The sequence below is a fragment of the Planococcus sp. CP5-4_YE genome (assembly GCF_019042655.1).
In the GTDB taxonomy this organism is placed as follows: Bacteria; Bacillota; Bacilli; order Bacillales_A; family Planococcaceae; genus Planococcus.
Genome location: NZ_JAHPZO010000001.1, coordinates 15,312 through 42,026 on the forward strand (window position 1 = coordinate 15,312; position 26,715 = coordinate 42,026).

21 protein-coding genes are annotated in these 26,715 nt (G+C 45.3%); 9 read left to right on the forward strand and 12 right to left on the reverse strand.

The window, feature by feature from the left end; all coding sequences use genetic code 11:
* Positions 1–7 precede the first annotated feature (7 nt).
* The 5 genes from KTG14_RS00090 to KTG14_RS00110 all read left to right on the forward strand — a co-directional run bounded on the left by KTG14_RS00090 (position 8) and on the right by KTG14_RS00110 (position 5,603).
* Positions 8–889, forward strand: a complete 882-nt coding sequence (locus KTG14_RS00090) for an amidase (protein ID WP_254177900.1) — start codon at positions 8–10, stop codon at positions 887–889.
* A gap of 277 nt (positions 890–1,166) precedes the next feature.
* Positions 1,167–2,783: a GGDEF domain-containing response regulator gene (locus KTG14_RS00095; protein ID WP_216968252.1), complete on the forward strand. Its 1,617-nt coding sequence runs from the start codon at positions 1,167–1,169 to the stop codon at positions 2,781–2,783.
* Positions 2,780–3,832, forward strand: a complete 1,053-nt coding sequence (locus KTG14_RS00100) for a HEAT repeat domain-containing protein (RefSeq protein ID WP_216968254.1) — start codon at positions 2,780–2,782, stop codon at positions 3,830–3,832. Before KTG14_RS00095 ends, KTG14_RS00100 begins: the two co-directional genes overlap by 4 nt.
* Positions 3,832–5,229 (forward strand): glycosyltransferase family 2 protein, encoded by a 1,398-nt coding sequence (locus KTG14_RS00105; protein ID WP_216968256.1) that lies wholly within the window; start codon positions 3,832–3,834, stop codon positions 5,227–5,229. Before KTG14_RS00100 ends, KTG14_RS00105 begins: the two co-directional genes overlap by 1 nt.
* A gap of 17 nt (positions 5,230–5,246) precedes the next feature.
* Positions 5,247–5,603: a response regulator transcription factor gene (locus tag KTG14_RS00110; RefSeq protein ID WP_112229757.1), complete on the forward strand. Its 357-nt coding sequence runs from the start codon at positions 5,247–5,249 to the stop codon at positions 5,601–5,603.
* 162 nt (positions 5,604–5,765) lie between these two features.
* On the opposite strand, the gene KTG14_RS00115 is transcribed toward KTG14_RS00110, so the two are convergent.
* The 4 genes from KTG14_RS00115 to KTG14_RS00130 all read right to left on the reverse strand — a co-directional run bounded on the left by KTG14_RS00115 (position 5,766) and on the right by KTG14_RS00130 (position 13,454).
* Complete coding sequence (locus tag KTG14_RS00115) at positions 5,766–8,381, reverse strand: ATP-binding protein (protein ID WP_254177901.1); 2,616 nt, start codon at positions 8,379–8,381, stop codon at positions 5,766–5,768.
* Positions 8,382–8,856: 475 nt separating this feature from the next.
* A complete protein-coding gene (cls, locus tag KTG14_RS00120) occupies positions 8,857–10,317 on the reverse strand; it encodes a cardiolipin synthase (RefSeq protein WP_308461994.1) in 1,461 nt (486 codons plus the stop codon).
* Between the two features lie 324 nt (positions 10,318–10,641).
* Complete coding sequence (locus KTG14_RS00125; protein ID WP_216968260.1) at positions 10,642–11,517, reverse strand: GAF domain-containing protein; 876 nt, start codon at positions 11,515–11,517, stop codon at positions 10,642–10,644.
* A 599-nt stretch (positions 11,518–12,116) separates the two neighbouring features.
* Complete coding sequence (locus tag KTG14_RS00130; protein ID WP_216968261.1) at positions 12,117–13,454, reverse strand: hypothetical protein; 1,338 nt, start codon at positions 13,452–13,454, stop codon at positions 12,117–12,119.
* A 240-nt stretch (positions 13,455–13,694) separates the two neighbouring features.
* Between KTG14_RS00130 and KTG14_RS00135 the strand changes: the two genes are divergently transcribed.
* Positions 13,695–14,525 carry an SDR family oxidoreductase gene (locus KTG14_RS00135; RefSeq protein WP_216968263.1) on the forward strand — a complete coding sequence of 277 codons (831 nt, stop codon included), beginning with the start codon at positions 13,695–13,697 and terminating at the stop codon, positions 14,523–14,525.
* A 61-nt stretch (positions 14,526–14,586) separates the two neighbouring features.
* Here the strand turns inward: KTG14_RS00135 and KTG14_RS00140 are convergent, their stop codons facing one another.
* Positions 14,587–14,979, reverse strand: coding sequence for a potassium channel family protein (locus tag KTG14_RS00140; RefSeq protein ID WP_216968265.1), 393 nt, complete (start codon positions 14,977–14,979; stop codon positions 14,587–14,589).
* 21 nt (positions 14,980–15,000) lie between these two features.
* Positions 15,001–15,471 carry a peptide-methionine (S)-S-oxide reductase gene (locus KTG14_RS00145; protein WP_216968267.1) on the reverse strand — a complete coding sequence of 157 codons (471 nt, stop codon included), beginning with the start codon at positions 15,469–15,471 and terminating at the stop codon, positions 15,001–15,003.
* 391 nt (positions 15,472–15,862) lie between these two features.
* Here KTG14_RS00145 and KTG14_RS00150 point away from each other — a divergent pair, with 391 nt between their 5' ends.
* Both KTG14_RS00150 and KTG14_RS00155 read left to right on the forward strand, forming a co-directional pair.
* Positions 15,863–17,521 (forward strand): M4 family metallopeptidase, encoded by a 1,659-nt coding sequence (locus KTG14_RS00150; RefSeq protein ID WP_216968269.1) that lies wholly within the window; start codon positions 15,863–15,865, stop codon positions 17,519–17,521.
* A 468-nt stretch (positions 17,522–17,989) separates the two neighbouring features.
* Positions 17,990–20,068: a GAF domain-containing sensor histidine kinase gene (locus KTG14_RS00155; protein WP_216968271.1), complete on the forward strand. Its 2,079-nt coding sequence runs from the start codon at positions 17,990–17,992 to the stop codon at positions 20,066–20,068.
* 145 nt (positions 20,069–20,213) lie between these two features.
* On the opposite strand, the gene KTG14_RS00160 is transcribed toward KTG14_RS00155, so the two are convergent.
* Positions 20,214–20,864: a class D sortase gene (locus tag KTG14_RS00160; protein WP_216968273.1), complete on the reverse strand. Its 651-nt coding sequence runs from the start codon at positions 20,862–20,864 to the stop codon at positions 20,214–20,216.
* An 81-nt stretch (positions 20,865–20,945) separates the two neighbouring features.
* Positions 20,946–21,878, reverse strand: coding sequence for a DUF6612 family protein (locus KTG14_RS17775; protein WP_254177903.1), 933 nt, complete (start codon positions 21,876–21,878; stop codon positions 20,946–20,948).
* Between the two features lie 318 nt (positions 21,879–22,196).
* Here KTG14_RS17775 and KTG14_RS00170 point away from each other — a divergent pair, with 318 nt between their 5' ends.
* A complete protein-coding gene (locus KTG14_RS00170; protein WP_216968275.1) occupies positions 22,197–22,715 on the forward strand; it encodes a cysteine hydrolase family protein in 519 nt (172 codons plus the stop codon).
* A gap of 660 nt (positions 22,716–23,375) precedes the next feature.
* On the opposite strand, the gene KTG14_RS00175 is transcribed toward KTG14_RS00170, so the two are convergent.
* The 4 genes from KTG14_RS00175 to KTG14_RS00190 form a co-directional block, all read right to left on the reverse strand.
* Positions 23,376–23,765: a DUF5348 domain-containing protein gene (locus KTG14_RS00175; RefSeq protein ID WP_308461995.1), complete on the reverse strand. Its 390-nt coding sequence runs from the start codon at positions 23,763–23,765 to the stop codon at positions 23,376–23,378.
* A gap of 68 nt (positions 23,766–23,833) precedes the next feature.
* Positions 23,834–24,139 (reverse strand): RNA polymerase sigma factor, encoded by a 306-nt coding sequence (locus tag KTG14_RS00180; protein ID WP_216968279.1) that lies wholly within the window; start codon positions 24,137–24,139, stop codon positions 23,834–23,836.
* A 520-nt stretch (positions 24,140–24,659) separates the two neighbouring features.
* Positions 24,660–25,448 (reverse strand): GNAT family N-acetyltransferase, encoded by a 789-nt coding sequence (locus tag KTG14_RS00185; protein ID WP_216968281.1) that lies wholly within the window; start codon positions 25,446–25,448, stop codon positions 24,660–24,662.
* Between the two features lie 508 nt (positions 25,449–25,956).
* Positions 25,957–26,706, reverse strand: a complete 750-nt coding sequence (locus tag KTG14_RS00190; RefSeq protein WP_216968283.1) for an SDR family NAD(P)-dependent oxidoreductase — start codon at positions 26,704–26,706, stop codon at positions 25,957–25,959.
* Positions 26,707–26,715: the final 9 nt, after the last annotated feature.

A 26,715-nucleotide genomic window follows, 5' to 3' on the forward strand; every position in this document is an offset into this window, starting at 1 on the left:
ACAGAATATGTTGAAGAAAGCGGCGATTTTGATGTTCGCAATGTCTCTTATGCTGGCGTTCAGCCATGCAGAAAACGCACAGGCAAGTGGCGATGCGCCTGATACCCGTGCCACTTGGCTATGGAATCCATGGATGTTCGCGGAAGATGAAGGAGCAGTGCTCGCTTTTCTCGAAAATAAAAACGTCAATAAAGTCTATGTCCAGATCGACCGCGACATTCCCAAAAATACGTACCGTAGCTTTATCACGCAAGCGCATGCACACGGCATAGCCGTATTTGCATTAGACGGAGCACCGGCTTGGGTTGCGCCAAAAGGCTATACGAACCAGAACATGTTGATGAACTGGCTAGGCAATTACCAAAGCGGATCGTCGGAGCAGGCAAGTTTTGATGGTATCCATTTGGACGTGGAGCCTTATCTATATAGCGGCTGGAATTCGAATCGCGCTGCTACAGTGAAGTCCTATCAATCGCTTCTGCAAAGGGCCGTCGTGAGTTCGTCTCAACTGAACTTGCCGCTTGAAGCCGACATGCCTTTTTGGTTCGACGAGATTCCTTACAAAAACACCTTCGGCAGCGGATTGTTGGCTGAATGGGTCATTGCGAACACTGATGGAGTGACCTTGATGGCTTACCGGGATTCAGCCCCGATGATCATTGAGATTGTCAAAAACGAAATCGCCATGGCCGAAAAATATGGAAAAAATGTAGTAGTGGGAGTGGAAACAGGCGTTACTGATGAAGGCAGCATCATCACCTTTGCCGAAGAAGGCGAAGCGTTTATGAATGTTCAGCTTGCTGAAGTGGCCGCTCATTATTCCGGACACTCTGCCTACGAAGGAAACGCCATTCATCATGTTGGCAGCTGGATGACTCTCAAGCCTTGAAAAGAACGGACACTTCTCCTGATCTTTGGAAGTGTCTTTTTATTTTTTTTAGTCTTGGCACTCCATTTTTCAGAGAAACGCGGAAATTTCACTGCAAAGTCACGTTTCAAAGGATAAAGCACTTACGTGGAAGCTGATTGATGTTATTCTATAAGTGGAAAATATTATCTAATTAACTATTCAAATTACACATAACAGAAGACACTTTTCAAGATTAAAAATACGCATATCGTCCCGCATCAAATTTGGGACATTCTTTGAAGGATGGTGAAAGAACTTGGCCCAAACAGATTATAAAGCTTTACTTGCCAATCGAATGGAACGAGACTTTTCAAAATGGGCTGCTCAGGGCGAAATTCAAGAACGTGAAGTCTATCGGTTTTTGCACACAATGAAAGGCACTGCAGGAACAATCGGATTAATGGGACTATCCGATTTCTGTACAAGCCAGTTAGATTCGTTTTCAGAAAACAGCACTGTCTTGCTTCCAGTGAATTCACTGGAAGGCTTCATGTCCTCATTCAGAAGATATTTCACAGATGAAGAGCTTGAACCGGAAAAAGAATCGATGCCTGAAGCTGCTAAAAATTACAGGACTAACGTTGACGAAGCACTCGTGCTAATTATCGATGCGGATGCAGAAGCAGCTGCACACCTCAAGGAGAAATTAGAACTCAAAGGTATTACTGTCGTGATTGCCCTTGATGCGCAAAAGGGCACGGAGTTGTTCTATACCTTGCACCCGCAAATGGTCCTGCTGGAAACAAAGCTCCCGGACATAGACGGCTTTGCACTAGGCGAAAGAATAGTTGAAGCCGGCAGAAACCGATACCTCACTGTGGCTCTCATGAGTGAAGATGATGATGTTGCCAACCACATCCGTGCGATGGAAATCGGGGCTACAGACTTTCTCTCCAAACCCTTAACAATCCCCTACCTGATTCCTTATATGAAAAATCGCCTGCGAAACCAGGAAATCATTCTGCAAGGCACGCGGTTCGACGATCTGACTGGAGCGGGCAATCGCAAAGGGTTTGAGGAAGTGTTGCAGCAAATGATTAATTTAGCAGAAAGAACCGGTAAAACTTTTACTCTCGTGCTGCTCGATTTGGATTACTTTAAGAAAATCAATGACAATTATGGCCATCCTGCCGGCGATAAAGTACTGCGCATGTTCAGTCAACTCGTGCTGAAACTGAAGCGCAATGCGGATCAGTTTTTTCGCTACGGTGGAGAGGAATTCGCTCTGATTCTCCCTGAAACAAAAGCAAAAGAAGCTATCCTGTTAATTGAACGCCTGCGTACAGCACTTGCCGAAACTGTTTTCGAGATCGATGGCCACCAACCTTTTTCCGTAACATTCTCCGCTGGAATCAGCGAGTACCGGATGAAACAACAAAGTTTGGTGAACAAGGCAGACCAAGCGCTCTATCAAGCCAAACGAAATGGGCGCGACCAGACAAATGTGTACGAATCGGAGCAATATGAATTGAAACGCAAACTGAACGTCCTCATCGTGGACGATGACTCACTCGTGCGTAAATTGGTATCCAAACAGTTTTCTAACTGGAAATCGGAGGATTTCGATATCCAGATCGAAGAACATTCAGACGGTCTTGCACTCGTCGATTCCGATTGGTACCGTCCGGATGAAAATTACATGATTTTGCTGGACGGCGTCATGCCAAAGATGGACGGGCTGGAAGTGCTGAGCCACGTGCGCTCGCAATATCCTCATGATAATATCGTCGTATCCATGCTCACTTCCCGCAACAACGAATCCGATATCGTATTGGCCTTAAAGAGCGGAGCCGATGATTACATCGTCAAACCGTTTTATGCACAGGAAGTCGTGGCCCGCGTCCAGCGGCTCACGAAGAGGATGTTCCAGTGAACTTGTCGCATTTCTGGATCCTCATCGTCTCCCTGTTCCTTGGCCAATTGCTTCTCTTATTGATTTTGGCTTGGCGCAAGCAGCAATCGAATAAACGAGAAACAGCCATCAACGGCCAATACAATGCCTTAACTGATTCATTCAGCTCTCATATGATGGACCCCTCAGACGAACGGTTCATCACGGAACTGAAAGCCTCCCCTTATCAATTGGTCGTGCTTGAACGCTTATTGAATCATTACGTATCCGTCACCAAGGCGGGTGCTGATTCGCCTGCTGTCTCACGCCTGTCGGAAGAGTTCCTTTCCAAGCGCTATATGAAATTGCTGAAGCGTGGAAACTGGGCAATGCGAATGAATACTTTATATTTCATTGAAGATTTCCGGATGGCGTCGCTGATTCCACAGCTAAAGGAAAAATTAGCGAAAAGTTCCCGTCTCGACCAAGAAACGCAGCAATTGATCCGCACGCTCGCTTCTTTAAACGAGACGGTGGCCATTGACGCGCTTGCAAAATACCCCGACGCCCCGGCCCGCTTGTATATCGATGTTTTCAAACGGCTGGACGAACTGACGAAACTAGATGAATTGGATGCCGCTTTAAAGGATGAAGTTAACAACCAGATGCTGAAACATTCTGCCGTTTCCTATATTGGCCTGGCCGGCATGACACTGTTTCTTCCACGCGTTGAAGAAGAATTGCAACACCCAGATATGGAAATGCGCATCCAGGCATTGAAAGCGATACTTCATCTGCAGTACATGAATTCTCCAAGCGCCCTTGCACCGTTTTTCCAGTCAACCGCTTGGCCGGAGCGCATGTTCGCCGCCCAGATTGCTGGCAAGCTGCAATTGTCGCGTTATAAAGAAACGCTCAGTGAACTGCTAGGTGATCCGGTGTGGTGGGTCCGCTACTCTTCAGCCGAAGCCTTAACACAGTTTTCTGAAGGGGATATCGTGCTGACCCATCTCGCAGAAAGCCACCCCGACCGCTATGCGCGCGACATGGCGAATCAATGGAAAACCTCCCTTTTAGGAAGTGAACAATAATGCAGGAAACAGCGCTGATTTTATCCTATATCGTCATCGCCTATATGCTTTTTTCAAGCCTGAGCTATCTCGGGCTCTTTGCGCTTGCCTATGGGAAAGTAAAAAAAGAAAACAAGCTCGATAAACGCGAGTCCACAGAGGATTTCTTAAGAAACCAATCCACGTACCCGGTGTCGATACTGGTGCCGGCCTACAACGAAGAAGTTGGCGTTGTCAGCACAGTGCGCTCGCTATTGGCACTGGAATATCCTGAAAAAGAAATTATCGTTATTGATGACGGATCGAAAGACAGCACATCAATGCGCATGATCGAAGAATTCAAAATGAAAAAAATCCCTTTCGCTGTCCGCATGCACATCGAAACTGCAGAAATCGAAGCCATTTACCAATCTTCGATCTTTCCTTATATCCGCCTTATCAAAAAAGCAAACGGCGGCAAGGCGGACGCATTGAATGCCGGAGTCAACCTCTCTTCTTTTCCGTACTTCTGTGCGATTGATGGAGATTCCATCTTGGAAAACGACGGCCTATTAAAATGCATGAAACCTATTATCGAATCAGACGGCCAAATCATCGTCACCGGTGGATCTGTCCGGATCGCCAATGGCTCGACCATTTCAAGGAGCAAAGTGGAATTGATTGGCCTGCCGAAAAGCCCGATCGTCATCATGCAGATCGTCGAGTATTTCCGTGCCTTCTTGATCGGCCGGCTTGCTTTGAGCCATTTGAATATTTTACTGATTGTTTCTGGAGCGTTCGGCGTCTTCAATAAGGAACGCGTGATCCAAGCGGGCGGATACAATAAGAACACGGTCGGCGAAGATATGGAATTGGTCGTCCGGCTGCACCGTTTGCTGCGGGAAGAAAAATCCAAACAACGCATCGAATACATCCCCGATCCCGTCTGCTGGACGGAAGCCCCTGAATCACTAGAAGTGCTCAGGTCCCAGCGGATCCGCTGGCAGCGTGGGCTGCTTGAAACTTTATGGAATCACAGAAAAATGATGCTCAATCCGAAATACGGCTCGATCGGTTTGTTTTCCATGCCTTATTTCTTATTTGTCGAACTGCTCGGCGCCGTATTCGAATTCATTGGCTATTTCATCATTTTCGGCGGCTTTTTCTTCTCATTGGTCGATCCGCAAGTCGCCGGTGTTATGTTCTTGGTGACGGTGTTCTACGGGTCGCTCATTTCAGCACTCGCCGTATTGTTGGAAGAATTGACGCTGCACAAATACCCGAAAGTCTCCCATTTGATGCGCCTGTATTTCTGGGCGCTGACTGAGGCCTTTTGGTACCGCCCGCTTATGGTGTTGTGGCGAGTCAAAGGAATTTTCGCCACTTTCCAAAAGAAAGCACATTGGGGCGATATGAAACGCAAAGGAATTTCGACTTAATTGCAAGGAGGATATTTATGAAAAAAATATTGGTCGCAGATGATGAAGACATTTTGCGCATTCTGATCGCGGATACATTAGAAGACGATTTCCTGATCGAAGAAGCCGAAGACGGCAAAGAAGCCCTGGAAAAAATCCGGGCCAATGACTACGATTTGGTCGTGCTGGATTATATGATGCCTTACCTGACCGGCATGGAAGTGCTTGAAGAAGTCAGAAAAGACCAGAACGACACGAAAGTGCTAATGCTGACCGCGAAAGCACAGGACGCAGACCGTGAGAAAGCCATCTTGAATGGGGCGGATTATTTTATGTCTAAGCCGTTCAGCCCGATGGAATTGTTGGCGCTTGTGGAAGATATTTTGGTGTCCTGATAAGCTGTGTTCTCCGAAGCTTGGATAGCCCACTGCTTCATTGAGATGAGAAGAGCTTTCGCACCCTATGTCTACGTAAAATTTAAAAATAGTTAACACTACAAAAAACGACCACCCCCTATCTTGGGAACTGGTCGTTTTTTTCATTTCGTTTACTATTTATCAACTCTCCGGCTCGTCGTCTAATCCGTATGTGGCGTAGAAGATGACACCATTTTGCTCTTGGCCGTTTTGGAGGTTCTTCATCACTTTCGACAAATTCACCGGCGCATACGGTTTGGTCAGGTAATGGTTGATCTTGCTGATTTTACTGGCATCAGCCGATGGATCTAGTGCGGAAGAAATAACGATCGGAATGTTCTGTGTAACCGGGTCCACCTTCATCATATCGACCAAATCCCAGCCGCTCAATTCCTCACCGAGCATGATGTCTACGACAGCGCCGACCAAAGGCGTGCGTTTCGCTTCTTTGAAGGCTTCCCCTGGCGAAGTGTGGTAGATCACTTTAAAGCCATTGAGTTTCAGCTCTTCTGACAATAGCAGGGCAAGGCTCATATCGTCTTCCACAATCATCACAGGCGGATTCTCTTCTACGCCTTCCTGTGCAGTATATTCCTGGATTCCAGATATGAGCGACAACTCAAAGTGGATGGTCGTGCCTTTTCCTTCCTCTGACTCAATCCAAATCTTGCCGTCGTGCTTGGCGATGATTTCCTGGCAAATCGCAAGGCCCAGTCCGGTTCCGCCAATTTTCCGTCGCGAACTATTGTCGATGCGCTGGAATTTAGAGAACAGCTTAGGAATATCTTCAGTTGGAATCCCGATTCCTTCGTCTTGGATAGAGACACGAAGGTTATTGAAATTGTTTTTCATGCAGATCGTCACATTGCCGCCTTCAGGAGAAAACTTGATGGCATTGCCGATCAAATTCATCAATACTTGCGTCAGGCGCTCACGATCGCCTTCCACTTTAACGTCTGAAGCATCATCGATTAAGACAATGGAATGGGTCGATTGCGTTCTGAATTTCTCTGCCGCTTCGATGACCAGCTCATTCATCGACAGCTTATCCATCCGGTACACCTGGTCTCCTGATTCCATGCGCTGCAAATCCAAGAAATCGTTGATCAAATTGGTCAGGCGCATCGCTTCTTTATAAATCGTCTTCAAATAACGCACTTGCTTGTCCGGTTTCAATTCCTTATTGAGCAGCAGCTCTGTAAAGCCAAGTACGCTCGAAAGCGGCGTCCGCAACTCATGGCTGACGGTACTGACCAATTCGGATTTCATCTTGTCGACTTCATGCTCTCTCGTGATATCGCGGTGCACAAAGATTGTCCCTGTGCGCTCCCCATCGACGATGACCGGGGTGCTATAGACATCGATCACTCGTTCATAAGGAGCTTTGACGGTATATTGGAAGGTCTTTGCTTCACTCTCTTTATTGCGGATGCACATGTTGAGGAAGTCAATCATCGCCTCTGAAGTGGTCGTTTGTTCGGCCATCTTGTGGACCCATACCTCTTGTGGAATGACCGCATCCAGCGGCGCATTCCCGCAACTCAGCATCGTGCACATCGTTTCATTGCGCTGCACCATGCTGCCATTTTTCGCAATGAACTGAATGCCTTCATTGATATTATTGACGATGCGTTCATTCAATGTTCGTTCATGGATCGCCGCATCATACAATTGGATCCGGTCGATTGCCAAATGGATGCGTTTCAGCAATCCATCAATATCGGCTTCTTCTTCTTCTGAAAAAGCTCTTCCGACACGCGACAAGCCGATTAGCGCAATGCCTTCGTTTTGTTCATTTTTCACAGAAGCGTACAAATCATGGACATAGACAGGACCATCCACAAAGCCTTTTTGCTCCAGCGCTTCCCTTGTGACTGTAAAGGATGCATCTTCTTGCAGGCGGGCTGTTAAATAAGGAATTTGCTGTTCTTGGAATTGCTCAAACATATCCTTCGTGAACCCTTTTAACGCATATTCACCAGAGCCCGGCAGCCATAAAACACCTGTATCGATGTCGTAAGTGTCGGTGAAGTACTTGAGTGTAGCATTGATCAATTTCTGTTTATCCAAAGTGAATGACAGGATATGGTTCAAGTCGTTGAAGCGGATTAACCGATCCTTCGTTTGTCCGGTTTCCTCCAAGGCCACTTGCAGTTCTGCCTGCTTTTCCTGCAGTTGGTCTTTGTTTAAAAGCAAGGCTTGGTTTTGGGAAGTCAGGTCTTCCTGGTTTTTGCGGATGGTGTTCATCATTCTATGGAAGGTCATGGACAATAAGCCAATTTCATCCGCTCGTTCCAACGGCTTGTAAGAAATCTGCTTGCCTTTTCCGAATCCTTCGATGGATTCACGCATTCCTTCCAAAGGCTTTACGATATCGTTCATCGCTCTATAAATAATCAGGGCTGTAATAATAAATAGCAGGATAAACAACGAAATCAACGCGAACGAAAAATTCTCCGACTGCCTGATCATGTCTTCGTTCAATTGCTCCAATTCTGCTTCGGATGTGGTTTTGTATTCATCGGCGAAAGCGACAAATTCATTCACAGCAGCATTGGTGCCTGCATTAGAAAGATTCCTCAACGCTTGATAATCGTCATTTTCCACCGCTTCAATCGCATCTGGAAATACTTGGCCTTCAAATGTCGCGATAAATGTAGACAAATCCGCAATTTCTTTTTGTTCTTCATTATTAATCGACAAACTTTCCAATCTTTCAATTGCACTCTTCAAAATCTCCAGCTCTACATATGCCAACCTTAGCTCTTCCTGATTTTGAAAAGCATAATATCCTCTAGTGCGGAAAAAAAGCTGATTTAAGGCTTCGGAAAGCCCTTGCAAGGTTTCCTGCTTCTGGGCAAGCTGATCGTATTCTTCCAGTTTATCCTCTTGCAGCTTGTTCATATAAAAATAAATGCCGGCAATCAAAAAGGAACAAATAAGTAAAGAAGATAATGTTATTCGAAGATATTTATGCCTGATGCCTTTTTCCGATGATTTATACATGATGCCGCGCCCCCAGCTCTTCGTTGTTTTTATACAGGAAAAAAATTTCAAAATTTATCCTTCAATGTAAAATTACTTCTCTTGTCATAGTATACGATTTCTCGTGTTTATAGAATCTTTTTTTTACGCTGTTCTTCTTCTATAAATGACACCAATACAATTAAAAAAGCTTGAGGCAATGAAAGCCTCAAGCTTTTGTGTCTTTCCGGGAAAATGATCACGGACTTTAAAGGATCGGTGATACCAGTTTCGCAATATCCTGTTTGGCTTTATCCATCCAGTGCTGTTTCTTGAAGTCTGCTTCTATTAATTCGACAGAGAGCTTGCGGTCCTGTCGGAAGATATCCGCCAATTCCAGTGCAGAATCGGCATCGTAGACAAAAGCATTCAATTCGAAATTCAAGGCAAAGCTGCGGACGTCCATATTAGCCGACCCCACCGAATAAGCCTGTCCATCGATTACCAGCATTTTGGCATGCAGGAAGCCGTTCTGATAGCTAAAAACTTTGACGCCGTCTTCGAGCAGCTCGCGGGCAAAAGATAATGTCGCCGAATGGACGAAAAGGTGATCTGCCAAATGCGGGATCATTAGCTGCACATCAACCCCGCCAAGCGCCGCAGTCCTTAGTGCATCCATGATGGATTTATCAGGAATGAAATAGGGTGTCTGCAAGTAAATCGATTCTCGTGCATGATGGATCAGCTTCAAGTAGCCATTCTTGATGTCTTCATGCGTTTCCAAAGGCCCGCTTGCCACCATTTGCATCGGAATGCCAGGCGAGTGGTCCATTTTGGGAAAATAGGTTTCTGCATACTTCATCGGGTATTTTTCAGCTGCCTGGTTCCAATCAATGAAAAAGCGGTTCTGCAAGGAATGCACCGCCTGGCCTTCAATACGCAGATGCGTATCGCGCCAATAGCCGAATTCTTTTTTCTGGCCGATGTATTCATCGCCGACATTAAATCCCCCGGTATAGCCGACCTGCCCGTCGATCACAACCAATTTCCGGTGGTTTCGGTGATTAAGCCGAGGATTGATGCTCGTCAGCATGGCCGGCAAAAACGCAGCCGACTTGCCCCCTGCTTGATGGAACGCATCGAAGAAATGCTTCGGCAGGCTGCTTGATCCCAAATCATCATAGAGGAACAACACCTTGACGCCTTGCTGTGCTTTTTCAGTCAGCAGCGACAGGAGGCTGTTTCCGAGATCATCATTGTTGAGGATAAAATACTGGAGATGGATATGCTTCGAGGCAGCACGGATATCGTCAAACAAGGCATCGAATTTCCGCTTGCCATCATTAAAGATTTGAATATCCGAAGCTGTCGACAAAGGCGCGTCGGTCCGCGCAGCATTCATTTGAACAATGTCCATCCATTTCCCTTTGAGTGCAACTGGCGGCTGGAAGCTTCTTGACTTCATTTCCGCGAGCTGGCGATCCTGCAGATCCGTGAAGTCACGGTTCTCATAAGCAACCGGCCGATTCAGCCGGTTGCGCCTCAACGGTTTTCCGAACAGTAAATACAGCACAAAGCCCAGAATTGGGATAAAGAACAGGATTAAGATCCATGCCCATGCTGAAGAAGCCGTTTTCCGCTCGAAAAATAAAATGAAAAATGCCAACACAATATTTACAATTATAAAAAGGTTACTGATAGCACTGAACCACTCGAATGAAATCTTAATCCCTCCTTACTCTATGGCTTGATTACGCAGTTTGTATTTGAAGAGCCACTTAGCAGCATTTGTGAAACATCTGGCGATAAAGACATTCCAAAAGCTGTGTTTGGATTGAACCGCTCGAAAACCCTCCTTTTACTTTTAACTTTGACACCATTTTCTTGTGCTAACACTTTACCCTTTATGACAGCGGTCAACACATTGAACCGGCTTTCGATTTACGGTTACTATGTATAGCTTCCTTCTGCTTACACTCTGATAAAGCAACAAAACAGCCCCAGCTAAGGATGCTTAGAAGCACCTCCAGCCAGGGCCAGGATTTCTATGAATTTATTTCCGACGGGAGTCAGCGAATTCATTTTTCTTTGTTAATTCAAAACCAAGCTGCTCGATAGCAATCTTCAAAGTCGCTTCCATCTTTTCCCCTTTCAAGGAATGGGCGAAATGCGGTACTTGCATCGCCATCGTCGGCAAAATGCCCGTAATAATCGGACAAATTCCCATGATTTTCAGTGCTTTAATCAAATCCAACAAAGGCTCTTCGATACGCGGATCGATTTGTGTAATTCCTGAAAAATCCAAAATGAGAAAATCGATGCCTTCGCTTGCTTTCATCACTACGTCATCAATCAATTGATAAGCGCGTTCGAGCGTAATGTGGCCGATGATCGGCAGGATCGAAATCTCATCCGACAAAGGCACGAGCGGCGATGATAAGGTCTGAATTTCTTTTTGGGCTTTGTCGAGCTCCAGGATATAGCTCAGCAAAGAAGACATCATCTCAAACATCTCTTGCTGTTCCTCCGTGAAAGAAACCGGGTGTTTGTCCAAGCCGCAAATGGTGCCGTAGACTTCGCCGTTTTCATAATAGATCGGGATGCCGATAAATGCTCCGTTGCCGAATTGGGAGGCGATGGGCAAGGTGCCGGCATTTTCATCCTTTGATATATCTTCGATCAATAGCGGTTCTTTTCCATAATTGATCGCTAAGCTGCAGAAAGTCTGGTCAAGCGGCGACTGGCTGTCTTCGACTACCAATTGTTCCTTTCTATTGAACGCTTTTTTGATGGTATTGGTCTTTCCGTCGTTTTCAGCAATGAAAAGCGTATTGATGTCCATTTGCCTGCTCAGCATATTTAAGATCTGATTGGCTGCATCATTGAAATTCTGAAATTTTCTGGAAGGACTGATTGTCTGGTACTGCATATGATCCCTCCTCTATGGGGAGTGTCCAAGGAAAAATTGGCGCACTTTTCCTAAAGATACTATAAGCGGTTCTTCGATTGCAATGTGCAGGCTTTCTGACACCGACATAATAAACCGATCTGATGCTGCATGAAGTTTCGGGATACATGAAAAAATCGGATTAAGCCTGGTTCGGAACTGATTGGGACTGCGGCGAAGCAATCAATTCATCTTCTGACAAGATATGAGGATGGGTTTTCATCAAACTTTCCCTTAAATGAAGAGGCATCTTCTTTTTTTCATAAGCGCAAACGAGTGGAAAGTCAAACTCGTTCACAGCGCGATCCGCAATTTTTTCGAAGTCTTCAATAAGGAACAGCGGCTCTTTTCATTTAAAGAAGAAGTTTCATGCCCGACAAACTGGAGAATCGAGAAAAACAGCTTTCTTTCTATCAAATTATACCATTGCCCTGTACTTTTCTGCTGTTATTATTTCCAAAGTTCTTTAGCCTGGCTGATAAGCACTATTTATAGGGGTTCACAGCTTATACATTAGAATTGAATGAAGAACCAATCATAAAAAAAGGAAGGGCCAGTGCCCTTCCTTTTTCAATCATTTATTACTGCTTTTTAGTTTGACGATACGTTAGTGTTCCAGCTGCCATGAAGATCAATGCGCTAAGTGCTACCCACAAGATCATCGTATTGGATTGGCCGGACATGCCGCCGAATCCAGTTGAAGGCATCTTGTCAGGAGCTGCTGTGTTCTCAAAGTTCTCTGGGAATTGGTCGACGATGGCGCCGCTCAATCCTTTCCCGATATCGAACATGATCGCATAGCCTGCACGGTAGGAGTCATATGAAGCGGCATAGTCGCCGTTCACGTATTGCTGGAATGTATCTACAACCGATTGTTCGTGTGCTTCCACACCGGCAATCGTTTCATCCAATGGCATACGGTCTTCTGTTGCTGTGTTCAAGAATGTGCCAAGGTCTGTTGCGAATGTGCTAGTCAACGTCGAAACAGCTTGCTCTTTCGCTTGCTCATCTTCTGAAGCTGTCGCATTTGCCAAGTCACCTTGGACAGCGATGTGTTCGTTATTCCATAGTTCTACAAACTGGTTGCTCGCTTCTTCACCATAGACTGAAGCTAGCGCCGAACGGAACTCTTCTGTGTTTTGGTCTTGAGCCCAGTTAACGAAATCGAAGTCAGCTGAACCGTTATAGCCTTTTGCCATGCTCAATTGCGCAAGGGCGAAATGTTCTGCTGCAATGCGGTTCACTGTTGAACGGAAGTCGCCAGCTGGTGTGTTCGGGTCAGAAAACTGATCCGGGAACTGAGCTGAAATCGCTCCACTGATGGCGCTGCCTGCACCGAAGATTTGTGTGAAGCCTTCCATGTACATCGTATAAGCAGCTTCGTAATCGCCTTCTACATAGAGGTCAAACGTGCCTTGTACATAATCTTCATGTTCACGAAGTGCGGCTGTCGCACCATCTTCCGGAAGGTTGCCTTCCGTTGCCGTGCCGAGGAATTCGCCCATTTCATCGACGAATGATTGGATTTGGTCCAATGCTTCTTGTTGCATCGCTGCGTCATCCGCTTTCACGGCCGCTGCGTAGTCATCTGTCCCCATATTGTGCTTATCGAAGATCTCAACGAAAGCCGCTCCGCCATCTTCCCCGTAAACGGAAGCAATGACCGGTTCCATATCGGCTGCGTTTTCATCAAGTGCCGCCATGGCTTCTTCTGCTGCTTCGTCGCCATCGTAAATTTTCATCATGGAATCCACTGCGAGCGCATAATGCTCGGACAATAGCGAATCCAACGTTGCGCGAAGTTCCACGCCTGTTGTTTCTGTCGGCGGCGCTTCTTCAGCTGCCAATACGGTTGAACCGATTCCCGGAACTAACAGGGATGCCCCTACTACTGGTAATAAAAGCTTTTTCATTTTCATCTAACCACTCCTCTTTTTTGTTTTCTTATAAGCTCAACGGGGCGGGTTTGGATTTAGATCACATTTTTTTATAAAAAGTTTTAAACTGTTAAGCGGTTACATTGGAAAAGCCGGTTTAATGCATATTTAAGGTGGTATTTTAAATAAAGTATTGTCAATTAAAAGAAGACTCCGCCACCAGCTATGGACGGTTTGATAGTTAGATTTTCAAGAACATACTATATAGAGGAGGAATAGCACATGGGTAAACTACAAGATAAAGTAACCGTTATTACAGGTGCAGCAACTGGCATCGGGAAAGCGACAGCAGAAGTATTTGCACAAGAAGGCGCCATCGTCTTGCTCGCTGATATTAAAGAAGAAGCGTTGCAGGAAACGGTCGACAAAATCAATGAAAGCGGCGGCACAGCGAAAAGCTTCCAAGTGAATATTGCCAAGGAAGAGGACGTCACTTCTTTCGCCAATCAAGTAAAAGAACAATACGGAACAGTTTACGCTTTGTTCAATAACGCCGGCATCGACCAAGAAGGCGGCAAAGTGCATGAGTACCCTGTTGATTTGTTCGATGACATCACGGCTACTGACTTGCGCGGCACTTTCTTGATGAGCAAGTATTTCATTCCGCTTATGATGGACAATGGCGGCGCGATCGTCAACAACGCTTCCATGTCCGGCAGCTTTGCTGATTTGGATCGCTCCGGTTATAACGCAGCGAAAGGCGGCATCATCAATTTCACGAAATCCATCGCCATCGAATACGGAAGATCCGGGATTCGCGCAAATTCCGTATCCCCTGGCACAATCGAAACACCGCTGATCGATGAACTCGCTGGTTCGAAAGAGGAAGAAGCGGGACGTGAATTCAGAGAAAGCAATAGATGGCTCGCTCCTTTAGGTCGCCTTGGCCTACCGAAGGAAATCGCTACGACGGTATTGTTCCTCGTCTCAAGCGACAGTTCTTATCTGACAGGCCAGGATATTGTGGTGGACGGCGGCCTCACCGCTTACACATGGCCAGGCAAAATGGTTATGGACGACAGCTGGAAAAAAACAACGACAAAAGAACAATAAGAGTACAAAAAGAACCCCGGACGGCAGCCGCTTTCAACAGCAGCCCGTTTGGGGTTCTTTCTTATTTCGATTTAGTTTTTTGTTTCGGTGTAGACTTTGCTTGGCTTGCCTTCACGTCCAATTGCTCAGGCCGTTCGAGCTTCACTACCGCATATGCGAGCCTCATCAACACCATAACCATCACGCCGACGCCGACTGCCAGATAAATCATCGTAAAGCTTCGGCTCAAGTTGCCGCTGGGCACGAGACCCGTATCGACTCCACTCGGAATCAGACTGACGAAAGCGAAATAAAAGGCATCAAAAAAAGTCCATCCTTCTATTTGATAATAGAATAATGTCCCCGACAGCACGATGAATGCCAAAGTCAGCAACAAGGTCCTGAACAAAGGCTCTTTCCCGATGCGGTAAATGGCGGACAGCAAACGCCTCAAAGTCAGTACAAGTGAAATCATTCGTTGCTCACGCCCTTTTCTCTACGCATACTTGGTCAATAAGGCTATTGGGATATGGCAATAATCATCCGGGCATCTGTCCAGACGGTCCTGATGCTCCGCTGCGCTGGCTATATAATTCTCAAGCGGTAAGACTTCTACTGCAATGCGTGCCGCATCTGTTCGTTCATTAATAAAGGCTTTTGCCACCTTTGCGTGTTCAGGCTTCTCGCTGTAAACACCGGTCCTGTATTTCTTACCCACGTCCTCGCCTTGTTTATTGACGCTATATGGATCGATGATTTCAAAGAAATAGCCCATCAATTCCTGGACCGACACACGTGAAGGATCGAACGTGGTTTTGACGCATTCCGCATAACCGTCGTAATCGCCTTCAAGCGATTGCGTCTCGCCGTTCGCCCGTCCCGCTTCGGTCGACTCAACACCCGACAAGGTTTTGATGAACGCCTGCACGCCCCATAAGCACCCGCCTGCAAAATATATAGTCTCCATATCGACACTCCCCTATTGGCTCTTGCCATACGAGCCAAGCTGTTTCATTCAGTATAGCATCTCAAGGAATCCAGCATGAACCTGCGTTATTTCCTCGATGTCATCTTTAGGCTAATATAAAATTTAATTGTTTCAATAAAATGTTTTTTTAGAATTATTGACCTCTAGGATCTTCAGCGTCTTTTCTACATAGAGAAATGGCTCCACTGTTGAATCCGATATACCTATCAAATAGACAAAAGTAGTTTTTAAGCGTTTTACCAGAAGTGCAATCATCACTTTTGGGTGCTCATGAAAACACATACTCTACCCTATATATTCAGAATAATTAAATAGTTATGATGTTTTTACCGAGTTGCAATACCGGTAAGACGAGAAGGAGTGACTTTTGATGAGCAAAAAGAAATTACTGACTTTAAGTTTGGCAGCTTCACTCGCATTATCCGCGACAGCGGTTTCCGCCGACACCCTATCTAAACAGGAAACAGAAAAAGTCCATGTCAATAAAGACACCCAGACGCCCGATTTCATTTCCGGGACATTGACTGAACCATCCGATCAAGATGCAAAAGAAATTGTCTTTACATATTTGGAAGAAAACGAAGACACATACAAAATCGATAAAAAAGAACTTTCCAGCTTCAAAGTGATCAGCCAGGAAACAGATGATCTCGGCTTCACCAAAGTGAAGCTTCAGCAGAAATTTAAAGGCGTGCCTGTGTTCGGTTCCATGATCAACGCCCACGTCGACCAAGACGGTGTGCTTACTTCTATCTCCGGGAATCTGGCGCCGGAATTATACGATAAGAAATCCTTGAAAAAAGGCGCCACTTTGAAAGCCGGGGCTGCAGTCGAAAAAGCAGCGGCCGATTTGAAAGAAAAAATCGGCAGTTCCCCGGAGCTTGAAGCGGAAGTGACACCGGAATTAGTCATCTATTCCAAAGACGGGCAAGCGCATTTTGCCTACAGCGCTGAATTCGAATTCCTCTATCCGGAACCGGGAAATTATCAATACTTTGTAGATGCTAAGACCGGCGATATCCTCGATTCCTATAACCAGATCCATGAAGCTAAGCCATCAGGCGGCGGCGCCAGCTTGGCAGGCAATGATTCGACAGCGACCGGCAAAGGTGTATTGGGGGATACGAAAACATTCAATACTTTGGTAAACAACAACGGCTCTTACCTGGTCGACCGCACTCGAGGCAGCGGCATTTTCACCTACGATGCCAAAAACCGTACACGCACACCGGGCACTTTGTGGCTTGATAGCGATAATGTCTACAACGCCGCTTATGACGGCGCAGCGGTCGATGCCCATACTTACGCTGGCCAGACCTACGATTACTTCCAAGACGTCCATAGCCGCAACAGCTACGACGGCAACGGCGCGGAACTGATCTCCACTGTCCATTACGGCCGCAGCTATAACAACGCGTTCTGGAGCGGTTCGCAAATGGTCTACGGAGACGGTGACGGCACTACGTTCGTACCGCTGTCAGGCGCACTGGATGTCATCGCGCATGAATTGACGCACGCCGTGACGGATACTTCTGCCGACTTGATCTATCAGAATGAGTCAGGGGCGATCAACGAGTCGATGTCCGATATCTTCGGAACGCTCGTCGAACATCATTTCAACAACAAGCCAGACTGGCAAGTAGGGGAAGACATCTATACGCCAAACGTCGCAGGCGATGCACTGCGCTCGATGGAAGACCCGACTTTGAGCGGAGACCCGGATCATTATTCGAAACGCTATACAGGAACGGGTGATTACGGCGGCGTCCACATCAACTCCGGCATCAGCAATAAAGCCGCGTTCCTGCTCGCCAATGGCGGCTCGCATTACGGCGTGACAGTCGCTGGCATCGGCAACGAGAAAGCAGGCGATATCTACTACCGCACACTCACGCAATACTTGACGCCGAACTCCAACTACAGCCATTTCCGCGTTTCCACCATCCAAGCGGCAACGGATCTGTATGGCGCATCGAGCGCTGAAGTCGCAAGCGTCAAAGCAGCGTTCTCAGCTGTCGGGGTTAATTAAAGACTTCCAATCAATCATATGAATTAAGATTTAGACAGGCGTTTGCAAATTGATAGCAACAGTCATTAAATGCCGATGGAGAAACCTTAGTGCAAGGGCCTCCATCGGTATTTTTTTCAGAAAAGTTGGAGACAAATGAAGTTTGGTTTCTAAGCTCCGACATTAAAGTACTGGAAGAAAAAGAAGCGTGCAATTGTCCAAAATCGTCGGCAGTGACGCCTCAGATACTGTCCTGACCTAACTCAAAAACCTCAAGCAAATCAAAGCTTGAGGTTTTTGAGATTGCTGGGAATCCAGTCGCGATTCAAAAGGAATTTTTTTCAGATAAACATTTATTAACAAATAAAAGGATTGTAACTGTATGGATATAGTAATATTGTAGACAGATGAACAAAGTGATTCGAAAAGAAATTTCAAAGGTGCTTGCAGATGATAGCAACGATCAGTTGACGAGAATGGGGATATGGTATGGTGAATGATCAATCGCGGTATTCGAGGCTTGCGAACATCACACGCATTGTCAATACGAAGCTAGATTTGCACGAAGTGCTGCAGCAGGTCACGACGGCGATTTCCGAGGAAATTGTCCGATGCGACTCTGTCGGAATCTTTTTGCCGGAAGACGATGGCACGTACCGCGGATTTGCGGGAAAGCCGGAAATGATGAGCGGCGTAACGCTGCAATCGCAAATTATCGATCCCGCAACAGATAATCTGGCAGCGGAATTAATAGCGACACGAAAAACCATTTATATAGCGGATACCTCAACAGATAACCGGCCGGACTTGAAGCCGGTGGGAGCTTTTCAAATCAACTCCCTATTGGCGCTGCCGATTTCCTACGAAACGGACTTTATGGGAATGGTGTTCCTGTTCGATTACGGCACACCGATGAATTTGACGCAATCAGAAATTGAAAGTGTCGAAGCATACGTAAACATGGCTGCTGTCGCGATTCAAAACGCAAAGACCCTCGACCAAAAGGACAAATTATTGAAGGAAAAGCAATTATTGCTCGACCTTGCGCGTGAGCTGTCTTTCTGCTCAACACTCCGAGAAAGCTTGAACGTTTGCTTGGCCTATTTAAAACAGGCGTTTGGAGACGGGAATTTTGCCGCACACATCATAAAACCATCGAGTGCTAAAAGCGGCACGCCGATCCAATTTTACGAAGCCAGCGGGATGCCCGAACGGGATTGGCAGAATCACCTAGCTACAATGGGCTTAACCGAAAGTTATTCGGAGCTGGTCAAGCGTGCCATATCACAAAAAGAGCCGATCCATGCTGACTTGGGAGCTCATCAAGAGTTGTTGCTGCTTCCGATGATTTCTATGGGCAAAGTCCACGGTGTTGTTTCTGCGGCATGCAGCTTTGTAGCAGCTCGACATACGGCCGATTCACAGATTCCTTTCGCCCAATCCATTATCGAAGCCACCGCTCCGGTTTTTTCGAATTTATTGTACATGGATCAGTTGGAGAGTATGGTCGAAGATCGAACAAGTGCGTTGTATGCTGCGAATAAGCGGGTCAATAGCGTCATTGAAAGTATCACGGACGGATTTTTTGTGCTAAATAAAAACTGGGAATATACTTATATCAACCAGCATCATTTTCTGCCGAAAGGCAAAAAAGCGGATGAAGTGCTCGGTAAGAAAGTTTGGGATGTGTTTCCTGAAACTGTCGATACTCTCACTTACACCGAGTTCCATCGAGCCATGAACGAGCGGGTGACGGTTCGCTTTGAGACGCAATCCGATGAGGAAGATTTTTGGTTTGAAGTTACCGCCTATCCATTTGACGACGGCATCTGCTGCATGTTGAAAAACATCAAAGAAAAGAAAAAATACGAGAAAGAACTGAAAAGGCTCGCCAATTTGGATTTGATTGGCCAGATGGCGGCAGGGATCAGCCACGAGATTCGCAATCCGATGACGACGGTGCGCGGTTTTCTACAATTGATGGTAATGAACGAACAACTAGAGCCGCATGCTGCGCATTTCAACTTGATGATCGGTGAATTGGACCGGGCGAATGCCATCATCACTGAATTCCTGTCCGTTGGCAATACACGGACCTCGGATATGAAAATGATGAGCTTAAACACCATCCTTGACGATATTTCACCATTGATTAAAATCGATACAGCCAACCAAAACAAACAAATCCACATTTATACGCAGGAAGTACCGGAGCTATTGTTGAATCATAACGAAATTCGGCAGTTGATCATCAATCTATACCGCAATGGACTGGAAGCGATGGATGAAGGCCAGACATTGACCATCGGGACCTATCTGGAAAACGAAAATTGCGTGGTGCTGGCCGTGCAGGATCAGGGCAGCGGCATTGATCCCGCCATTATCGATAAAATCGGCACACCTTTCTATACGACAAAAGATGAAGGCACAGGCCTCGGCCTGGGCATCTGTTACGCCGTGGCGGCACGCCATAATGCCACAATCACTATTGAAACAGGACCTGAAGGCACGATTTTTTTCGCGAAGTTTCCGGTTGAACCAAAATCAGACGAAGAGCATGATAAATAAGCTTTCAGTTTCTCGGTAAAATTCAAAAAACCATCAAGCTAATCAAAGCTTGATGGTTTTTGTTCTATTTACAGAGCTTTATTGGCGGGGCAGCTTCTTATTATTAGAAATCCACTTTCTCTTCTTTTGTGCCTCGCTACCTTACTCATTGCATTTCTTGAATCTCCACAAGTGTGCCTTGAATGATGTAACGTTCGGGGGCATAGCCAATATAATCAAAAGGATAACAAGTGGTTAAGGTTAACGTCGCTTCGTTTTTATCCACTATAACCGTTCGATCCTCAGCATCCGTTATCCAGATTTTCTCAACTGCGTACTCATAACGCTGCCCTTCGTACTCCAAAAAGACAGAATCGCCTTTTTCCATTTCATCCAGTCCCGTGAAAACGGTATCCCGGTGGCCACTCAGAACCGTATGCCTCTGCTGGTCGGGCGTTGTAGTCCATTCGCTCACATACATGCCGACTCCTTGGTCAAGCGTTGCTTCATCCGCTCCCCAATAAGTGGCATAGCCCGTTTCAATAGCCGGAATCACTAACCGGCCGACTTCTTCGCCTTGCTCATAATCATTCATGTCATTGCTCATTATAGGCGGTGGTTCTTGAACTGTAGTAAGAGAACTTTCAGAGGCCGGCTCATTAGACGGCTCCATGCTGCTTGACGCTATATGATTCCATCCTTCGATTTCTTCCAGCGACACCGTTTCAGCGGCCTGCGAACTCTGCCACCACTGGAAGCCAAAATACCCTGACATCAATAGACCTGCGACAATAATGATTGTATACACTTTGTTCATGGAGCCGGCTTGCACCTCCCTCTTTATTGAAATAACTTATTACAAGACAAAAAACCGTATACAACGATACGGTTTTGTTTTTTATTGAGCAGCAGTGCGTCTTCTGAACAACAGCAGTCCAGCACCTAGAGTTGCCAAGCCCAGTCCTGTGAACGCATATAATGGGTTGTTGCTAGCAGTGTCCGGCAATTCGCCACCTTCTTCAATGACGCCTTCCAACGGAACCGCATTATCCAATACATCTTGTGGCACCATGATTGGTTCTACACCGTTGAAGTTGCTGATCGTCATGTCCGTGCTTTGAACCATGTTCAAGCTTTCGCCAGCAGCTGAAATATCCATATCTACGTACATGGACATGTCCGTCAAATAAAACGTATCTTTCGCAATGGTCATTTCGTAGCTGAGCTCATTGAAATTGATTTCTTCCATCATGCCTTCCATGGACATATCCGCGTCTTCTTCACCCATCATGGACTCGAACGAAGCCATAACTGCTTCCATCAATGCTTCTCCGTCGCCTTCATAGGTCAACTGGTAGGCATCTCCCGTGTCTTCCACCGACATATCTTCCCCTAGCGCTTCAGCCTGGGCCACTTGATCGCCGGCAGTCGTCATCGCCATCAGTTCATCCAAGCCCTCAGAAAGTTCACTCGGCAATTTCACCCAACCTTGCATCGGGTCTTCCTGGTAAAATCCATCTTCTGTCCAGTAGGTCTCCAAGGTCTCTTCTTCTCCATTAGGGCCGGAAGTCGTGACCGTCTGATGCATCGCAAACGGATTGAACGTCACATCTTCTTCCGTATGAATCGGAATCGTCGTCGTTTCTCCAGTGGCAATATCAGGCATGGTGATTTCCATAGTGGTCTTGCTGGAGTAACTATCAAGCGATGACATCGCCTCGTTGGACTTTTGCAGTACGTCGACTGCACTCATTTCCTCGGCTAAAGCCGGAGTGGCACTCCCTACCGCAAGCACCGTCACAAAGGAGGCAGGTATCATTTTTTTCAACATGTAAACACGTCCTATTCCATAGTATTAAGAAGCCGGGATGAAATCTCATATATGTATGTACTTACCAATTAAGCCTCTTATAGTTCCTACTTCCCTATATTTTTTGGATAAAACATTATTATAGTCCCCAGTTTTTGAAAATTCGGTTTTACTGAGTTTCGATTCACTTTAATTGCTCTTTTCACTTTTAAAAAAAGATGTTTACTAGCTATTCCATATTTTCCCCTGCAGAAAGCCATTCTTCACGCCGGCTGATATACAAGCAATCACAAGCTCTATAAAATAAAGGAAAACAATAACTGAAGAGGAGAATGTCCGATGCCGAAGACAGTTTTATTAATCATTGATGCCCAAAATGAGATGTTCGACCCAGCCAATCCCGTCCATCAAAGCGAACAATTGCTCGAGAATTTGCAGTCATTGATCAAAAAAGCACGTTCAGCCGATGTTTCCATCATTTATGTGCAGCATAACGACGCAGGCCTCGTAGAAGGTACCGACTTTTGGCAAATCCATCCGTCCATCACTCCTCAAGAAGGGGATGCCGTCATCCAAAAATGGACGCCGGATTCCTTCCATGAAAATGAATTGCTGGAGATATTGCAAAAAAATGGAGTACACAACCTTGTTATTGCGGGCAACCAGACTGAGCATTGCATTAACGCGACCACCCGCAGCGCCAGCCAGTTGGGATTTGAAGTGACACTCGCTAAAGACGCACACGGCACCTGGGATTCGAAAACGATGAGCGCACAGGAAATTATCGACCACCAAAATGGCCTATTAAGCGGTTTTGTTACATTGCAGGAGACGAAAGATATCGAGTTTACGGGATAAGCTCAAATAAACCACTTATTCTAATAGTAAAAGTTTCAGCACCTATCCCCGTGTTTATTCTAGGAGGAGTTTTTCTTCGAAATGAGAAGATAAGAACTGGCTTAATCAGAAATATATTGAATGTTATGATGAATGCCAGCCGCATTTCATGTTAAATTAGGATACTTTCCAATAATCCTGCATATAATGCTTAATGACCAAATCGTCATCAAATCAATCAGGATTCGCCGCTTTCCAATTATATAGTCGCTACTTTTCGGGGGACTTGTTTTTCAAATCCAAATGAAAAATGACCCAGAAATGTCTGGAGTGATATTGAAATAATAAAAGCACCGCGAATTGTAAATTGCGGTGCTTTTTGACGCCTTAATTGGCTTAGAACATAAGCATAATCCATATATTATCTTCATGCATCAAACCTTCTGAATACGAAGGTTCGTCCACCCTCTTTAACGGCGTATTCAAGAATAACGCGTCGATGGGTTGCAGAAGATGACTTTCTTTCATTTCGAAGGTGATCGTTCAATTGAACTCTCCTGCAGGAAAGAAGTAATTCAATTAAATCCAGCAAATCACTTGTCCTGAATTTCTCAGACTAGCTATAGACGAAAATTAGACGCTTGCAGTATTGTTGCTCTTATTGCAACAATAACCACTATCTCATCGACATCTTGCTTGAAGACCTGCCAAAGGCTGCTTTATCCCCACGGCAAAATAATCAGTCCCGTCGTGCTCAATTCTTGTTCGCTCGTATATTTCTTCAGATTCTTTCCAAATCTCAATCGGGCTGCCAGATATAAAGAATTCTTCAGTCTGTTCAATCTCGTAGCGCCCATCTGGCCGTTTCACAATCTTTCCTGAAAATCGAATTGGCTTTTGAAGATACTCAATGGAATATATCAACCCATATAAATGGTCCGCTATTTTTCGAATTTCTCGCTCTTCGAAGCGCTGTTCCGGATCTTCTAAATCATGCTCAAATTTTTCTTCCTTGGCTACTCCTTTTAAACCCGGCAGTGTAGCCGACAGCTTTCTCTTGGCCTCTTCCACTCTCAAGTAAATGCCTCCTCAGTTTTCATCACTGTTTCTTGAAAGAATAGGTTCTTTATGAATGACACTCACTTTTGGGATGAATCACTTTCATCTTTTGAAAAGTGATTTTTTGTTTCATTTCCTAATTCCGCTATTTTTTCTTTACAACATAAAATCAGCAACAGCAAAAGCTTCTTTTCTCCTGTGAATTTTTCAGGATTCTGCCAGAGTTGCTGGAAAACCTCGGTAACTAGACGTTCAGACACAAGGGGGTCATTCTGAGATTTTTGGCAAATTTTCCACAGCAATAGGCAATGTTTATCTACCACTAACTCCAGGACTTGTTTATCCCTAGATTTGATGCTTTTTAGTATCTGTTCTTCACTAGCCATAGAAATCCCCCCTTAAATCCAAATACCCATCAGAAAACAAGGTAAACTCCTAGTATTTATTAATTTTTTCACTAAAATGATATTTTACTTGAATGATCCATTTTTTTCTGTCTAAATTAACCTGTCTCACATGACTTAATATTCGTTTCATCGCTCTCCTTGTCTCCTTGATTGAAACACCTGTCTCTCGCATTTAACACATGGCTTCAGCTAAGCAACATGTTTTCTCTTTAATGGGAGGAAAGCCAAGCTTATAAAGCAAAAAGAACGATTGCCATGTTTAAGACATGACAACCGTTCTTTCTGCTTTTTTGAAACGGGCAAATGAAGTAGAGAACAATACGACATTTTCTTCGTGCCACCCTTTGAAAAAGATGTGAATGTTTCTGAGGTGTCAGAGTACTTACGTTCTACTTTCACCTACCTCGCTTTAATTTTCTGTGTAATGAGGCGGTGAAAAATCGAACTTACACCACTCCTGTTGTTCGATACTACAAGTCACCTTGTATTCTTCTCATCATTAAATGAAGACCTTGCCCATATATACTTCGTTTTGAAGCTCATCTTGCAGGAAAACCGAGCTTTTTCGAATTCCCTCCACCTCATACGCATTTTGTTCAAAAAGCTTACGAGCCTGGAGGTTTTCTTCTAGCATCGTAATTTCAAAACGTTTGATGCCTTTTTGCTGTGCCCACTCCTCAGATTTTTGAATAAGGGCTGTGAGGATATCAATATCATGCTTATCGGCTTGTACCACAAGCTCGACTTCAGCCCGATGAGCAGCCCGCTCCGATTCATCTCCTAAAATGTTCATGTATCCGACATGCTCGCCGTTCAAAATGGCCAGTAAAATGACTGAGCGGCCACTTTGATTCCATTCAATAATTTGCTGCCTAATTCTTTTAAGTGAGATTTCCTGCTGTTCCTGCCCGTAGACTAAAAACTCTGATTCCATTTTCGCTCCTTTATGCAATTCTGAAAGAAACCGGGCATCTCCGTGTAAGGCAGGGCGGATGATCAAAACATCCTTATGCCCCTCATTTTCCAGCACAAAATCCTTTTTCTCGAACACGACATACTGATTAGGCTGCACATATTTCACAGTATACCCTGCAGCTGTCCATGCCTGGTAATGTCTCGCAGGGGCTTTCGTTTTTTTCCACCAACTGTAATTTAGATAAGCACTGCTAGGAAGACTGTATCCCATAATCTTTTCAATTTCTGAGAACTTCAATGTAATAATCTGGTTAGTCGATTCTGAAAAATACATAGCCAGAGAGCGATATTTCTTTTCCAATGCCATTTCCATTAAATTACTCCCTTTCGAAAATCGTCGTTTTATAGCCTCTAATTAGCGGCCTTAGAAAAAACGCCGCAAAGAATCCCTAGATTCTTTGCGGCTTTGCTTATAGCGCTATAGTCTAAAGCATTTGACCTGTTTAAATTATTAAATTGAGGCAATAACTTTCTGTTTTAAAAATCCTTATAAAAACCAAAGAAATCATCAAAAAAGAGTTACCTAGCTCGATCTGTCTTTTTTATCTACGAGCTATTTTCTTTAAGCAGTTTACAGAGGGTAGTCATTTAGTATCCTTCTATAAACCTATATACCCAACCGATTATAGAAATAAACTTTTTAAAATTAAAACAGGATAGGAAAGTAACAGTATAAATGAAAATATAAGCAATTAAAATAGGTTTTTCCAATATCGAAGACCTGCCTTGCTATATTTCACATAGGAAACGATTCGCCATTAACTCACATATGAAAAAAAAGACACAGCCAAGGCTGTATCTTCCATCTTTTTCACTCTTATTCATTTTGCGGTGACGCCGCCGTCTACCGGAAGCTCGATGCCCGTGATGTGGCTTGCTTCATCTGAGGCGAGGAACAACATTGCATTGGCGACTTCGACTGCATTGCCGAGTTCAGGAAGCGCAATCTGTGCGAGGAAATGGGGGCGGAATTTGTCGCTTTCCATATACTCTGCACTCATCGGCGTCACGATATAGCCGGGATGCACCGAGTTGACACGGATGTTCTGTTTGCCGTAATCGACAGCTGCCGCTTTAGTGATCGATCGCACCGCGCCTTTTGACGCCGTATAAACGCCGGCTCCTGACATGCCGGTCAACGCTGCAATCGATGACACATTGACAATCGACCCACCGCCGTTTTCAATCATATGCGGAATGGCCAGCTGCATGCCGTACATGACGCTGTTTGTATTGATCGCAAAGCCCTTCGCAAAATCTTCTTCGGTTTGATCCAGGAAATCTTTAGCGACGGAAATGCCTGCGTTATTGACGAGAACATCGAGTTTGCCGAACGTTTCAATAGTCTGGCTGATGACTTCTTGCCAATCCGATTTGTCCGCCACATTTTGCTTCATGGCCACGGCTTCAAAACCCGCTGCTCTTACCTCTTGCGCTACCTTTTCGGCTGCTCCCAAATTAATGTCGGTGGCAACGACTTTTGCTCCTTCTTTTGCAAACAAGCGCACAGCCGCTTCTCCCATGCCAGACCCGCCCCCAGTAATGATGGCTACTTTGTTTTCTAATCTCATTGCGATCAC